This window comes from Aestuariispira ectoiniformans (assembly GCF_025136295.1).
Taxonomy (GTDB): Bacteria; Pseudomonadota; Alphaproteobacteria; order UBA8366; family Aestuariispiraceae; genus Aestuariispira_A; species Aestuariispira_A ectoiniformans.
This window is the reverse complement of record NZ_CP062788.1, coordinates 1,124,730-1,139,212: the sequence shown is the minus strand read 5'-3', so window position 1 is coordinate 1,139,212 and position 14,483 is coordinate 1,124,730. Positions and strand designations below refer to the sequence as shown.

Below are 14,483 nucleotides of genomic sequence, written 5' to 3'. Positions count from 1 at the left end.
GCAAGACCAAGGCATTCTGCGCTTTTTAAGCTATCCGTCAGGTTCTCAATTTAGGCTTTGCTCAATAATGATTGCAGAACCGGACGAACCATATGCCCAAGCGAAGCTGTAACGAGAAGAACACATCGCTCCCCTCAATCCCCTATAAGGAACATCTGTTTTCTCCGGCCCGGCCGCATAATCGATCAACCATTGTCATCACCGGCCCGGACGGGCGCGAACGGACGGCCATCGAGGCTTTCGTCCAGCGCGTATACCGGGATCGGTACAATGCAACCATCCAGATCAACTATCCGGGCCTGATCAGCATCCGCAACGAAGACGGCGACATCACGGCCGCGGCGGGATTCCGCTATGCCGATTGTTCACCGCTGTTTCTAGAACGCTATACAGGCGTACCGATAGAAGAGATTCTCCACTGCCCGCGCCGGGAGGTCGCCGAAGTCGGCAACCTCGCCGCAGATGGCCGTGGCGCCTGCCTGCAACTCTTCACGGCGCTCGCAAATCACCTTCACGACATAGGCATCAGTTACACCGCGGTCACAGGGACGGTCTTCCTCCACCGCCTGTTCAACCGCCTTGGACTGGAACCGCAGGTGATTTGCAGCGCTGCCGAAGACGTTGCACGCGATCCTGACCAAACCTGGGGCAGCTATTACGAAACCCGCCCCCGCGTCCTGGTAGGGTCGGTCGCACGGGGCGTGGAGCGATTGGCCAATTCCCCTGACAACAACCAACAAAACCTCCCTCTCCTGATTACGGACCGCACGAATGCTCTTTGAATCGCTGCTCTCCCATCCGGCCCAGAAGATTGCCCTTCAGGACCAAACCCAAACCGTCCTCTATGGCGACTTGAATGCGGAGGTCGAAAAACGCGAAGCCTCCCTCTCTGACGTTTCGGTCCTGGGCATCGCCCTGGATAACTCCGTAGACTGGGTCCTCTGGGATCTGGCCGCCCTGAAGGCCGGAATCCCTGTTGTTCCCGTTCCGCCGTTCTTCGTGGAAGGCCAGGTGAACCACCTAATCCAGACATCCGCCGTTTCCCATATGGCGACACCGGCGGGCCTGCAGCCAACCGGGATCAACGACCCCACCCGCCTGTTTGAAGGCACCGCCAAGGTTACCTATACCTCCGGGACCACCGGCGAACCGAAAGGCGTCTGCCTTCCCCGTAAGGCAATGGAAGCCGTTGCCCAGAGCATTCTGGACGTCCTGGGCCAGGGCTTTGTGGAAAGCCATCTCTGTGTCCTGCCTTTGGCTGTGTTGCTGGAAAATGTGGCCGGTGTATATGCCGGTCTGCTGGCGGGCTGCACCATTCAACTGACGCCACTCACCTCCTTCGGGACACTCTATTCCGACCTGCATGATCAACTGACCCGGCACCGTACGAATTCCGTCATACTGGTGCCTGAGATTTTGCGGGGGCTGATGAAGCAGGTCGCCCAGAAAGGACCACTTCCGAACCTCAAATTTGTTGCCGTGGGCGGGTCCAAGGTGGACCCCGCCCTGTTACAGCAGGCACAGGCCCTCGGACTGCCGGTCTATGAAGGCTACGGGCTATCCGAATGCGCATCCGTCGTGTCCCTGAATACACCTAACCAAAGCAAACCCGGCACGGTGGGCAAACCCCTGCCCCATGTTCAGGCAACCGTCCTTGATGGTGAAATCCATATCAAGAATCCCGGATTCCTCGGTTATGTCGGTGAGGCCGCGCCGGAGACCTTCGCCACAGGCGACCTTGGCGCGATTGACGATGACGGCTTCCTCTCCATCTCCGGGCGGGCGAAAAACGTGCTGATCACCTCCTATGGCCGCAATGTGTCTCCGGAATGGGTCGAAGCAACCCTGTTGGCAAATCCTGAGATCGCCCAGGCCGTCGTCTATGGCGATGGACAGCCGCATCTGAGCGCGCTGTTGGTTCAGACAAGTGCCAATGCCGACGCAGAGGCCGCGGTTGCCAGAACCAACGCCGCACTGCCGGATTACGCCCAGATCATGGACTTCAAACTCGTACCACCCTTTACCGTGCAAAGCGGGTTATTGACCGGCACCGGCCGCCCACGCCGCGACGCCATTCTGAGCCTCTATGCAAAGGAAACATCCTCCATGAGCTTTTATGACCGGCTGGTCGCGGAAACGGCCAGCGCCCGCGCAGGCTTATACCATGTGCCACAGCTCGTCGATGGACTGCGGGGCAGCATCACGCGCGACACCTATATCGCCTATCTGACCGAGGCTTTCCATCACGTCTCCCATACCGTTCCCTTCCTGATGACCATGGGGTCCAAGCTGCCGCCGGAGAAAAAACGGCTGCACAAGGCAATCGCCTCCTACATCAGCGAAGAAATCGGCCATGAGGAATGGATTTTGAACGATATCGCGGCTGCCGGTGGTGACAAAGAGGCGGCCCGGCAATCGAAACCTAACCTCGAGACCCAGGTTCTGATTGCCTACAATTATGATTATATGACCCGGAAAAATCCGGTCGGCTTCCTGGGAATGGTCTTCATGCTGGAAAGCACATCCATCGAAATCGCCAACCACGGGGCATCGGCGGTGAAGGAAAAACTGGGTCTGCCGGAGGAGGCATTCTCCTATCTCTTCTCCCATGGCGAATTGGATATCAGCCATATGAAATTCTACGAGGAACTGGTGAATACCATCACTGATCCCGACGATCAGGCGGCAATTATCGAAGTCGCACAAAATACCTTCCGACTGTTTGCCAATCTCCTGCGCGCCATTCCCCACGAAGGGAACCTCAGCAATGCAGCTTAAGGGCAAAACCGTATTCATCACCGGCGGCACCGGCGGTATCGGTGCCCCGCTTGTCCAGCTCCTGGAGAAGGCCGGTGCGGATGTGACAGTCTACAGTGGCAGGCGGGACGGCGATCTGGTCGAAAACCTGGACACGGTCTGTGAGCGCCTGAAACGGGATACACCTGACATTCTGATCAACATGGCGGGTGACAATGTGCTGGACTATTGCGAACGCCAGGATATGGACCGCCTGGTGGCTCTTAACATGCTGGCACCGATGCGCCTGACCCAGGCTGTGCTTCCCGCCATGAAGGCGCGTAATTCCGGCCAGATCGTCACCATGGGGTCGATGGTCGGATTGATCCCCCTGCCCCATGTAACGGGCTATGCCGCTGCCAAGGCCGGACTGAAAGGGTTCAGCGATTCCCTGCGCCGCGAATTAGGCGGTACGGGGATTGCCGTTACCCATATCGCGCCGCGCGCGGTCAGCACGCCGATGAACAACGGCATCAAGGCAGAGGTCAACCAGCGCACAAAGGTGAAAAGCGATTCTCCGGCCAAAGTGGCCCAACGCACCTTCCAGGCAATCGTCGGGCGCGAAAGAGAAGTGCGCTTCGGATGGCCCGAACGCTTTTTTGCAATGCTTAACGCCCTGCTGCCATCGGTCGTGGACAACGGCCTGCAAAGTAACCGCCGTATTGGTGAATCTGCGCTGAACGGCAAACAGGAATCACATGTTCAACGCGCTGCAACATGACCGGAAATGGCGGCTAATGACTATGAAAACCGGAAACAGAACCATGAAAATCAAGACTTATCTGGCATTGGGCAGCATGACCGCCTGCCTTTTCTCCATTCCCGCGGCCTCCTTTGCCGAACAGGCGACACCGCTGCCGGTTTCCACCACGACGCAGGCAGACCCGGTGTCTGAGCAGGTCCAATACCTGCAAAAGCAATGGGCAGTAATCAAATATCAAACCGCAAATGAGGACACGCAACTGGATGGGTTGCACAAGCTTGAAGACTATGCAGCGAAAGTCAGCGCAAGCTATCCGGGACGGGCTGAACCCAAAATCTGGGAAGGTATCATTCTGTCGACGGATGCCGGTATCGACGGTGGCTTTGGTGCGCTTGGCAAGGTGAAGCAGGCCAAGGCACTGTTTGAGGCCGCCCTTGCAATCGACCCCACCAGCCTGGCCGGGTCGGCCCATACGTCGTTGGGCTCGCTCTATTATCAGGTTCCGGGCTGGCCGCTTGCTTTCGGTGACAATGACAAGGCCGAAGAACATCTGAAAGCAGCCCTCAAGATCAATCCCGACGGCATTGACCCCAACTATTTCTATAGTGACTTCCTGATCGAAGAGGAACGCTATGACGAAGCCGCGACATATCTACAGCGGGCACTGAACGCAGCCCCCCGTCCGGACCGCCCGATTGCCGACGCAGGCCGCCGGCAGGAAATCCAGGCTGCGCAGGAGAAACTGCAAAAAAAGCTGAAGCAGTCCAAAAAGCATACGGACGACAAGGGTAAATAACCTGCATGTGGAGAGGGCTACTCCTATCGGGAGCGGCCCTCCTCCAGATCCGATGACGTTATGAACAGGGCACAGCCCAACAGCTTGTCCACCCGCTCACCGGTATCCGACAACGGCAACAGCAGCCGGTCGTAATAGATGTAATCCTTGGACATCCATGCGGCATCCAACCGGTCATACACCGGCTCCCAATGATCGACGATCCAATCATACTGATAACGCAGGATTTTGGCCGTATCACCCTGATACATTTTATCAAACGCCGCCCCGGTGAAGTCTTTCCCCAGAACCGAAACGAGACTTGTTCCCAGTAGGCGTAACACATAGTCCCGCGGCTCCCGGATCACATCGAAAATAAAGATGTTGGGCAACAGGCGCGGGATATCGACCGGATCGATATCGGCACGCCGAGGCACTCTGCGATCGCCTTTCTTTTCCCCCCAATAGGAATACAGCTCCCGATGCCGGGGGTCGCGCAACTCAACATCCCCGCGACCTTCGCCAAAATTACTCTCAAAAAATCTCGTCATAACATCGATCCTACCTCCCAACCATTTGACTTAGCCATATAAATAACTACTTGCATAATGCAATTAGTATTGTTCTACTATTGGTAGCCGGCTAACTCCACTGTCAGGATAAAGAGGATGGATATGTCGATACGGACAATACCCGCGACGAAAGCTGAAATTGCCACTGAGTGTTTTGGTGATATATCGGCACCGCCAATCCTGCTAATCATGGGCGCAATGGCTTCCATGCTCTGGTGGCCTGACTGTTTCTGTCGGGCACTTGCCGACAATGGACATTTCGTTATTCGATACGACAATCGGGATACAGGTCAGTCGACCCATTACCCACCCGGCGAACCGGGATACAAACTCTGCGATATGATCGATGATGCCCTTCATGTCCTTGATGCCTACAACATTCCCGCAGCCCATATAGTCGGCATGTCTTTGGGTGGCATGATTGCCCAGAATTTGGCTGTCGGCCACCCCGATCGCGTATTATCGCTGACTGTAATCAGCAGTTCTCCCTTGGGCGTGGAAGAAGACCTCCCGCCACCAAGCAATCGCTATATGGAACATGCAGCCACCGGAGAAACAGTCGACTGGAGCGACCGGCAGCAAGTCATCGATTTCATGCTGGCAGAATGCGCAGTCATCACCAGCCGGAAACACCCTTTTGACAAGGATTCAACGCGGCGGTTTATTGAGGCTGACTATGATCGGGCCCGCAACTTCCCGAGCACTACAAATCATTTCTCCCTTTTTGCGGACGATTTTAACCTCGGCAGGGTCGCGGATGCTACCTGCCCAACTCTCGTCTTGCACGGGACCGCCGACCCGATTTTCCCAATCGATCACGGTCGGGCGCTGGCCAAAGCGGCATGTTCCGCCCGGATAATTGAGATCGATGGCGGCGGCCATGAACTGCATCCTGAGGACCATCAGCAAATCATCGCCGGAATCACCGACCATATTAGTCAAATATAGGTAGCATATGGATTGATATCGATCATTGCCCTCCATCGAGTTTAGTTTCAAGATAGGTGCAATACGGGACATTCTCCAACCATTCCGGGAAGGAACATCATGTCAATCAACACAATCCTTGTGCATCTTGATGAGTCTGAAAAAGGTAAGCAGTGCCTGGGCGTTGCTACAACGCTGGCAGACCGCTTTGATGCCCATTTGACCGCTGTCGGGGTCAAAGCCCCGATCTATGTACCCAGTTTTGCCGCCGCGCAGGTTCCGCCGGACGTTTATGAATCCATGTCCGCCGAACAGGACCGCGCCCTGGCCGCAACGGAAGAGAAATTCAACGAGAAGATGCGCGCAACCGGCCGCACGGATCGCAGTGGCTGGGTCCAGGGTGACGGGGATATGGCACGCATTGTGGCCGGTCAGGCACGTTACGCCGACCTCACCATTCTGGGGCAGGAGAACCCGGATGTTGACGCGGGCGCCTATGAGGGTTTCCCGGATGCCGTGGTCATGGGGGCCGGTGGGCCGGTACTGATCGTCCCCTATATCGGTGTGCAGAAAGACATCGGCAAATCGATCCTCGTCGCCTGGAACGGCAGCCGCGAAGCCGCACGTGCCGTCAAGGATGCCCTGCCCTTCCTGGCACAGGCAGACAATGTCACGATCCTGTCCGCCAACCCGGGAAAGAATGAAGACATCCCCGGCGCGGATATTGCCGTCTATCTCAGCGAACATGGCATTGAAGCCAAGACCGGCAAAACCGTCTCCGACAGCGTCGATGTCGGTGACATGCTGCTGAACGAAGTCGCCGAAGGCGGATATGACATGGTGGTCATGGGCGGATACGGCCACAGCCGCCTCCGTGAAGTGATCCTGGGTGGCGTCACCCATTATCTTCTGGGCCACATGACCGTCCCGGTCCTGTTCTCCCACTAAGACCGTACGGGCACTGAAAAGCCAGAACTGCGGGATCGCCCTGATCCCGCAGTTGTTTTATATGCCCTCACGGGTGCCCTGGGCCGGCATCACAGGGGCAATAATCCGCCTTTATTGATCAGCGGGCGAGTAACTCTTCACCGCGACAATCCAACCGCGCGGGCAATATTCGCAATAGTAGAGTCAATTAGAATCCACTCAACAATATGTCGTTTTCGCAAAATGCAAAAATAATCTTTGCAAAATGCGAAAAACACTCTTTGCAATTTGCAAATAGCCACAAGACCGCGGTTATTTCGAAAGGGGAAGATTACTCAAAAACTATCATTTTTAAAAAATATATTTATATTTTTCAAATGGTTGTCATTTTTTCGCCAACACATTAGAAAAACTGGCACGCCCCTTGTATTAAAGTTTAATGTCAGTCGGGCACTTGCAGCCAATCCACTTTATGCCCGATTGATAGAGCGCAAGCTCTTATAGGACTGTGGCCCTAACCGCCCCTTCCCCCCAGGTTAGGGCCACAGGCTTATCTGGACCAAATTTTCTCCCGAAAACCCAACAGATGCCTATATGCCCAGCGCGGCATAGCTTGACCGTGCAGCCGCTGCCTCTTCCTGTAGCCATTCCCGGAATGCCTTGATCTTGGGCTGGTTCTCCCGGCCTTTGGGACAAACCAGATAATAGGCCGACGCCGACGGGTAATCGACGTCGAACAGGCGGATCAATCGCCCGGCCTCAAGATCGTCACCAACATGGGCACTGCGCACCAGAGCCACGCCCTGATCAGCCAGCGCCGCCTGAAGCGCCATATTGGTGTCGGGGAAACGCGGACCATCCGCCAGTTGCGGATTTTCCACCCCTGCGCGCAGGAACCATTCCTGCCAAGTTGCCGTTCGTTCCTCATTATTGCGCAGCATCAGCGGATAACGCAGCAGGTCACGGGGGCATTCCGGCATCCCCAACCGTTCCGCCAGGCGGGGGCTGCAAACCGGAAAGACTTTCTCCGTCAGCAAAAGCTCTGAAAAAAGCGAGGGATAATTCCCCCCTCCCAGACGAATGGCCAGATCCGCCTCGCCCTCACCGAAATCAATAGGATCGTCATTGGTTGAAATCCAGACATCGATTTCCGGATGAACAGCCTGGAAGTCCGGCAGGCGAGGCACCAGCCATTTCACCGCAAAAGATTGCAGCAGGCTGACTTTCAGGGGACCACGGACCTCAGTTTCCGTCAGACGGCCAAGGGTCTGCTCCATCTGTTCCAGGAAAGAACGGATCACGTCTGCGAGGGCCTCCCCCTGCTCTGTCAGGATCAGCCCCCGGCTTTGCCGCTTGAACAGCGGAAATCCCCAGAACTCCTCCAGATGGCGGATCTGGTGGCTGACCGCACTTTGCGTGATGTGAAGCTCATCCGCAGCACGCGTAAAGCTCAAATGCCGCGCGGCCGCTTCCAGGGCCCGCATGGCCGCAATCGGGGGCAAAGGGCGCATCCATCCCTCCTATCCATCATTAGTGATCCATGAATATATATTCATGATTCGGATGAAAAGACTTCCTTTGTCATAAAAGATTCACAGTCCTATATGGAAGTCATGGACGGCGCTTCCCCCAAATCCCGCGCCTCCACCCCTGTAATACGATGAAAGGAGTGGCCGATGTCCCTCAAGTTTACGGCTCTTCGCCTCCGCCGCAAAAACCTGCAACAGGCAAGTGCATCGCGCAAAACCCAGGCCCGCCCTGCAGCCATCACACCGCTGCAGTCCCCGCTGGTTGGTCTGACGAAATTCTAGAGCCCGCAAGACTCTGCTCTCCGGGGGCGACAGCCCCCAATTACCCCCCTAAACTTCGACTAGTCCGTCTGGTCGCGGCGGTCCTTGAAAAAGAGTTTCAGGAGATCGCCGCATTCTTTTTCCGAAAGCCCCCCGATTACATCGGGCCGATGGTGACAGGTGTTGCGCTCATAGATACGCGCGCCATGATCCACCCCGCCGCCTTTCGGGTCATAAGCGCCGTAATAGACCCGGCGGATACGGGCAAAGGACAGGGCCGTCGCGCACATGGCACAAGGCTCCAGCGTGACATAGAGGTCACAACCGGGCAGGCGTGCGCTGTCCTTGCGGATACAGGCCTCACGCACCGCCAACAGCTCCGCATGGGCTGTGGGATCGTTCAATTCCTCTACCCGGTTCCCGGCCCGGCCCAGCACATCTCCCGTGGCCACGTCGACCACAACGGCGCCAACCGGCACTTCGCCACGCGTGGCCGCCGCCTTTGCCTCGTCAATGGCAAGAGCCATATATCCATTGGTCATTCCGGTCTTTGGCAACATCGCTTTTTTCTGTATCCGCTACTTTATTCCTGTATGGTCAATGGATCGGGCTTTTCCCAACTCCCTAATTGGACTATATGACCGCCATCATGAGCACACAACGCCCCGAAAACACGCCCGACTCCGACGCCTCCCAGGCGACGCAACGCATCGCCAAGGCCATGGCCCGCGCCGGCCTTTGTTCACGCCGTGAGGCCGAACGCTGGATCGAGGAAGGCCGTGTGGTCGTCAACGACCGCAAGATCGACAGCCCCGCCGTGAATGTCGGCCCGGATGACGTCGTCCTGGTCGACGACAAACCGCTGCCCAAACAGGAACCGACCCGCCTGTGGTGTTATCACAAACCCGTCGGTCTCGTCACCAGCGCGCGCGACGAAAAGGGCCGGGCAACCGTATTCGACAATCTGCCGAAATCCATGCCGCGCGTGATTTCCATCGGGCGTCTGGACCTGAATTCCGAAGGCCTGCTGCTGCTGACCAATGATGGGGAACTGGCGCGTAAGCTGGAACTGCCGCAGACCGGCTGGAAACGGAAATACCGCGTACGCGTACGCGGTCGTGTGGACGAGGCCAAGTTGGAAAGCCTGAAGGCGGGCATTACCGTTGAAGGTGTCCACTATGACCGCATCGACGCGGAACTGGAGCGTCAGCAGGGTTCCAACGCCTGGGTCGCAATCTCCCTGCGCGAGGGCAAGAACCGCGAAATCCGCCGCGTGATGGAACATCTGGGCTACAGCGTGAACCGCCTGATCCGCGTGAGCTATGGCCCCTTCAACCTGGGCACCCTGGCTCGCGGTGAAACTGATGAGGTCACCCCGGGCGTGATCCGCGACATCATGGGCAACCCCCACAAGGGGGCCAAAGCCAAACCGCGGAAGAACAAACCCCGCCGCCACAAACCGAAAACGGCTGCCCGCAAACCTGGCGCCAAAGTCCAGGCCAAACGTTCCGGCCCGAAAAAGCCTCAGGGAAAGGCGTAGAGGCTGGCCATGCGGATCATTGCCGGTCGTTTCCGTGGCGCGAAACTGCAGTCACCTGAAGGGGAGGACACCCGTCCCACAGCAGACCGCGCCCGCGAAGCCCTGTTCAATCTGCTGGTCCACGGAAAATTCGCTCATCTCCTGAAGGGTGGCCGGATCGCCGATGTCTTTGCAGGGACCGGCAGCATCGGGCTGGAGGCGCTAAGCCGGGGTGCCGCGGAAGCCGTCTTCGTGGAAAAACACAAACCCGCACTCGCAGCCCTGAAAGCCAATATCGACAAATGCCGCGCCCGTGACAACTGCACTATCGTTGCCCGCGACGCCACCGCACCCGGACGGGCAGCCAGTCCCTGCGATATTGTCTTTCTCGACGCCCCCTACCGGCAGAACCTGTCTGAACCGGCATTGCTGGCCCTGCTGGACAATGGTTGGCTGGCCGAAGGCGGACTGGTCATCGTACAGACCGATCCAAAGGAAAGCTTCACCCCGCCGGAGACGCTAACCGTCGTGGACGAGCGGAAATATGGCGCGGCCAGACTGTATTTCATGACCGCAGTGGACCAAGATTAACCACATGAGTGATACAGCCCTCCCCCCCATTTTCGACGCCGATTTTCAGCATCATTTCCATGACTTGCTGGAATGGCGACGCGACGTGCGGCATTTCAAGACGGACCCGCTGCCCCACGGCATGCTGGAGGAGCTGTTGGACGTTGCCAATCTCGCCCCCTCTGTAGGCCTCAGCCAGCCCTGGCGCTTTGTCATCGTGGACAGCCCGGAGCGCCGGACCGCAATCACATCGAATTTCGAACAGGAAAACGCCGCCGCCTTGGGCGACTACGAGGGGGAAAAGGCCAAAACCTATGCCTCCCTGAAACTGTCCGGTCTTCACGACGCCCCGGTTCAGCTCGCGGTCTTCTGCGACCCGGACCCGGACCAGGGCGCGGGCCTCGGCCGCCGGACCATGCCGGAGACGCTGGCCTATTCCTGCACCATGGCGATCCACACTTTGTGGCTTTACGCCCGCACCAAAGGCCTGGGCCTGGGTTGGGTGTCGATCCTGACGCCGGACTTCATCAATCAGGCGCTGGATGTGCCGGAGAACTGGCAGTTCATAGGCTATTTCTGCCTGGGCTATCCGCAGCAGAACGACAATGTGCCGGAATTGCAAAGGCGTGGCTGGGAAAACCGCCACGCCCCTGAAATTCTCCGCCGCTAGGGTCTCTCGCCGTCAGGCTTCCACCTGAACACCATCGACGCGATCGGCCACGGCCTGCTGGGCCCTGCCGGTCGCCAGCATGCCGTAGATGATAATCGGGATCAGCAGCAGCGCCCCCAGATAGAATGGCGCATCCGCCCCGAAATGGGTGAAGACCGCACCGGCCCATGCCGGGCCAGCGATCCGTGCCATGCTCATGGTGCTTTGCGCAACGCCCATCACACCACCCGAACGGCCTGCAGGGGCCAGGCGGCTGAGCAGGCTTTGCATGGCCGGGTTATGCAGCCCCATGGCCAGAGCAAACAGCCCCATCGGGATCAGGATGCCCCAAGGGCCGGTAATGAAGGGCGCACTGACAAAGGCTCCAAGCAGCGAGCAGATGGCGAATACGGTCACCTTGCCCTCACCGCGCTTGGCGACGGCACGGCCAATTCCGCCCTGCACCAGAATCATGATAATACCCGAATATCCCAGGAAATAGCCGACCTGGCTGGGACCGAGGCCGAAATTCGCCTTGGCCCAGAGGGCGAAGATACCTTCGACCCCGGTGAACATCAGGAAAACCAGGAAGTAGAGTACGATCAACCGCGCCAGATCAGGGTCCTTCAACAACTGCAGACGATGGCGCCCGGCAACCTCATGATGGCGCTTGGGCTCTTTCACGAAAAACAGTGTCACCAACAGGCTGGTGACCGCAAACCCCGCCGCGATATAGGCAGGCAGGGCAAAATTCACATGGTCGCCATGGGTTGCGATCGCCCCGATGATCGGACCGACCGTAAAGCCGATCCCGAAGGAAGCGCCCAACAGCCCCAGGCCTTTGGCCCGGTTTTCCGGGCTGGTAACATCGGCGACATAGGCCTGGCTGGCGGCCATCCAGCCCGCCGTCAGACCTGCCATGATACGGCTGGCGTATAACTCCCAAAGCGACCCGGCATGGGCCATCCAAAGGTAGGACAGCACGGTGAAGAACACCGCCATCACCATAACCGGCTTCCGGCCAACCTTGTCGGACATCATCCCCCAGAAGGGCGCGGACAGCAGCGAGGCTGCGGAAAAGACAGAGAAGATCATCGCCGCCACATCCGGACCGGCCCCAAGGGAGGTCGCGTAGAACGGCAGAGAGGGGATGATCGTCCCCAACCCGATGATGCTGATCCCCGTTGCGGCGGCAAGGGGCAGAAGGGGTTTGATCTCACTCATAGAAACACACTCAATTCTGTGGGCATTGGTACATGCATAACGACCTATAACGGGACGGCACTATGATGTCCAACGACTAGATGTCGCATGATTTTGGTCAACCAAGACATAATTGGAATCAACGCCGTCCGAAAAGACGCTCGATATCCGCCAGTTTCAGCTCCACATAGGTGGGACGTCCGTGGTTACACTGGCCGGAATGGGGCGTAGCCTCCATCTGGCGGAGAAGCGCATTCATCTCATCCAGGTTCAACCGGCGGCCGGACCGGACAGAACCGTGGCAGGCCATGGTTCCGCAAACTTCTTCCAGTTTTTCCTTCAGACTGAAGGTATCGCCCAGTTCTTCCAACTCGTCCGCCAGGTCCTTTACCAGGCCCTGGACATTCACCTCGCCCAGCAGTGACGGCGTTTCGCGCACGGCCACCGCACCAGGGCCGAAAGCCTCCAGCACAAGCCCCAGCTTCGCCAGGTCGTCAGCCCGTTTCACCAACCGTTCGACCGCATCCTCGTCCAGCTCGACCACTTCAGGGATCAAAAGCCCCTGGCGTTTGACACCCTCTGCGGCGATTGCCTCTTTCATGCGTTCATAGACCAACCGTTCATGGGCGGCATGCTGATCAACGATCACGATGCCATCATCGGTCTGGGCGACCACATAGGTCTCATGCAACTGCGCGCGTGCTGCGCCGAGGGGATAGCTCTTGGCCTCTTCGGACCGGTGTGCCTCATGATAGGCCTCCGATGCATTGGCCTCCGCATAGGACCCGCTGGCGGGGGCCGCCGGATGAAAGGCCGGAGCCTGCCCGTCAGGGGACTGGAATTCCGCGGCGCGTTCCATCAGACCGGCAGACGGGTGTGGCTGCGGCTGATAGCCATAGCTTCCGTTCCAGCCACCGCCATGACCGGATGACATCGGCGTCGGCGAGCGGAAGGATGCCCCACCGGAAAGCGGCAGGGACGAACCCGGGCGTACCGATCCCAGTGCCGATTGCGAAACCGTGGTCGAAGCCCGGTGACCGGCCTCCGCCAGCGCATGCTTCAGGGCACCAACGATCAACCCGCGCACAGAGCCCGGCTCCCGGAAACGCACTTCGGTCTTGGCCGGATGCACATTCACATCAACCGCGCGCGGTTCCACCTCCAGGAACAAGGCCAGCATCGGGTGTCGGTCGCGCGCAAGGAAATCCTGATAGGCGGCACGCACCGCCCCGGTCAGTTGTTTATCCTTCACCGGGCGGCCGTTGACGAAGAGGAACTGCATCATCGCATTGCCACGGTTCAGCGTCGGCAGACCGGCATAGCCGGTCAATGTGACGCCGTCACGTTCTGCGGAAATCGCCAGGGCGTTTTCCGCAAACTCACGTCCCATGATATCGCCCAGGCGGCGCAGGCGCTGGTCCAGCATATCACCCTGCGCGCCGCTGACCTTCAGCCGGTCACGGTTACCGTCATTCATGGTGAAGGAAACACCGGGATGCGCCATGGCGAGCCGCTGTACCACATCCAGGATCGCACTGGTTTCCGCCCTATCCGACCGCATGAATTTCAACCGCGCCGGGGTCGCATAGAAAAGGTCTTTCACCTCGATCCGCGTGCCGGGCGAGCCCGCCGCCGGATCAGGCCCGCGAATGGAGCCACCCTCGATATGAATTGTCCAGGCGCTGTCCACATCTTTGGGGCGGGAGGTGATGGTCATGCGGCTGACGGAACCGATGGAAGGCAAGGCCTCGCCCCGGAAACCCAATGTGGAGATGAAAAACAAATCATCGTCTGGAAGCTTGGAGGTCGCATGGCGCTCAACCGCCACCGGCAGTTCGTCCGGGCTCATCCCGCAGCCGTTATCGGTAATACGGATCAGGGACTTGCCGCCGTCGCGCACCTGAACGTCAATCCGGTCCGATCCCGCATCAATCGCATTCTCTACCAGTTCCTTAACCGCAGAGGCGGGCCGTTCAACCACCTCCCCCGCGGCGATCCGGTTGATAACCTTATCCGGCAGACGACGAATATTTGCCATGTTTACTCAATCAG

At 58.2% G+C, this 14,483-nt stretch carries 15 protein-coding genes; 10 read left to right on the top strand and 5 right to left on the bottom strand.

What is annotated here, in order from left to right; genetic code table 11:
* The first annotated feature begins 92 nt into the window (after nt 1–92).
* From IF205_RS05610 to IF205_RS05595, 4 genes are read left to right on the top strand one after another with little or no spacing between them, the layout of a single operon-like run.
* Nucleotides 93–782 carry a thermostable hemolysin gene (locus IF205_RS05610; RefSeq protein WP_259782309.1) on the top strand — a complete coding sequence of 230 codons (690 nt, stop codon included), beginning with the start codon at nt 93–95 and terminating at the stop codon, nt 780–782.
* Nucleotides 772–2,778, top strand: a complete 2,007-nt coding sequence (locus IF205_RS05605) for an AMP-binding protein (RefSeq protein WP_259782308.1) — start codon at nt 772–774, stop codon at nt 2,776–2,778. The genes IF205_RS05610 and IF205_RS05605 overlap by 11 nt, the downstream gene beginning before the upstream one ends.
* Nucleotides 2,768–3,517, top strand: coding sequence for an SDR family NAD(P)-dependent oxidoreductase (locus IF205_RS05600; protein ID WP_259782307.1), 750 nt, complete (start codon nt 2,768–2,770; stop codon nt 3,515–3,517). Before IF205_RS05605 ends, IF205_RS05600 begins: the two co-directional genes overlap by 11 nt.
* Before the next feature lie 43 nt (nt 3,518–3,560).
* Nucleotides 3,561–4,295, top strand: a complete 735-nt coding sequence (locus tag IF205_RS05595) for a tetratricopeptide repeat protein (RefSeq protein WP_259782306.1) — start codon at nt 3,561–3,563, stop codon at nt 4,293–4,295.
* A 23-nt stretch (nt 4,296–4,318) separates the two neighbouring features.
* Here the strand turns inward: IF205_RS05595 and IF205_RS05590 are convergent, their stop codons facing one another.
* Nucleotides 4,319–4,825, bottom strand: a complete 507-nt coding sequence (locus IF205_RS05590) for a PAS domain-containing protein (RefSeq protein WP_259782305.1) — start codon at nt 4,823–4,825, stop codon at nt 4,319–4,321.
* Between the two features lie 117 nt (nt 4,826–4,942).
* Between IF205_RS05590 and IF205_RS05585 the strand changes: the two genes are divergently transcribed.
* Nucleotides 4,943–5,794: an alpha/beta fold hydrolase gene (locus IF205_RS05585; RefSeq protein WP_259782304.1), complete on the top strand. Its 852-nt coding sequence runs from the start codon at nt 4,943–4,945 to the stop codon at nt 5,792–5,794.
* Between the two features lie 99 nt (nt 5,795–5,893).
* Nucleotides 5,894–6,721, top strand: coding sequence for a universal stress protein (locus IF205_RS05580; protein ID WP_259782303.1), 828 nt, complete (start codon nt 5,894–5,896; stop codon nt 6,719–6,721).
* Nucleotides 6,722–7,290: 569 nt separating this feature from the next.
* Here the strand turns inward: IF205_RS05580 and gcvA are convergent.
* Complete coding sequence (gene gcvA, locus IF205_RS05575) at nt 7,291–8,211, bottom strand: transcriptional regulator GcvA (protein ID WP_259782302.1); 921 nt, start codon at nt 8,209–8,211, stop codon at nt 7,291–7,293.
* Between the two features lie 165 nt (nt 8,212–8,376).
* Between gcvA and IF205_RS05570 the strand changes: the two genes are divergently transcribed.
* Nucleotides 8,377–8,511 carry a hypothetical protein gene (locus tag IF205_RS05570; RefSeq protein WP_259782301.1) on the top strand — a complete coding sequence of 45 codons (135 nt, stop codon included), beginning with the start codon at nt 8,377–8,379 and terminating at the stop codon, nt 8,509–8,511.
* A 59-nt stretch (nt 8,512–8,570) separates the two neighbouring features.
* Here the strand turns inward: IF205_RS05570 and IF205_RS05565 are convergent, their stop codons facing one another.
* Complete coding sequence (locus tag IF205_RS05565) at nt 8,571–9,050, bottom strand: nucleoside deaminase (protein WP_259782300.1); 480 nt, start codon at nt 9,048–9,050, stop codon at nt 8,571–8,573.
* An 89-nt stretch (nt 9,051–9,139) separates the two neighbouring features.
* Here IF205_RS05565 and IF205_RS05560 point away from each other — a divergent pair, with 89 nt between their 5' ends.
* Genes IF205_RS05560 through bluB form a run of 3 tightly spaced genes read left to right on the top strand, consistent with a single transcriptional unit; the run spans nt 9,140 to nt 11,249 of the window.
* Nucleotides 9,140–10,030, top strand: coding sequence for a pseudouridine synthase (locus IF205_RS05560; protein ID WP_259782299.1), 891 nt, complete (start codon nt 9,140–9,142; stop codon nt 10,028–10,030).
* Between the two features lie 9 nt (nt 10,031–10,039).
* Nucleotides 10,040–10,600 (top strand): 16S rRNA (guanine(966)-N(2))-methyltransferase RsmD, encoded by a 561-nt coding sequence (gene rsmD / locus IF205_RS05555; protein ID WP_259782298.1) that lies wholly within the window; start codon nt 10,040–10,042, stop codon nt 10,598–10,600.
* Between the two features lie 4 nt (nt 10,601–10,604).
* Nucleotides 10,605–11,249 (top strand): 5,6-dimethylbenzimidazole synthase, encoded by a 645-nt coding sequence (gene bluB / locus IF205_RS05550; protein WP_259782297.1) that lies wholly within the window; start codon nt 10,605–10,607, stop codon nt 11,247–11,249.
* Nucleotides 11,250–11,261: 12 nt separating this feature from the next.
* Here the strand turns inward: bluB and IF205_RS05545 are convergent, their stop codons facing one another.
* Both IF205_RS05545 and mutL read right to left on the bottom strand, forming a co-directional pair.
* Complete coding sequence (locus IF205_RS05545; RefSeq protein WP_259782296.1) at nt 11,262–12,452, bottom strand: MFS transporter; 1,191 nt, start codon at nt 12,450–12,452, stop codon at nt 11,262–11,264.
* 118 nt (nt 12,453–12,570) lie between these two features.
* Nucleotides 12,571–14,469, bottom strand: a complete 1,899-nt coding sequence (gene mutL / locus IF205_RS05540; protein WP_259782295.1) for a DNA mismatch repair endonuclease MutL — start codon at nt 14,467–14,469, stop codon at nt 12,571–12,573.
* Nucleotides 14,470–14,483 lie beyond the last annotated feature (14 nt).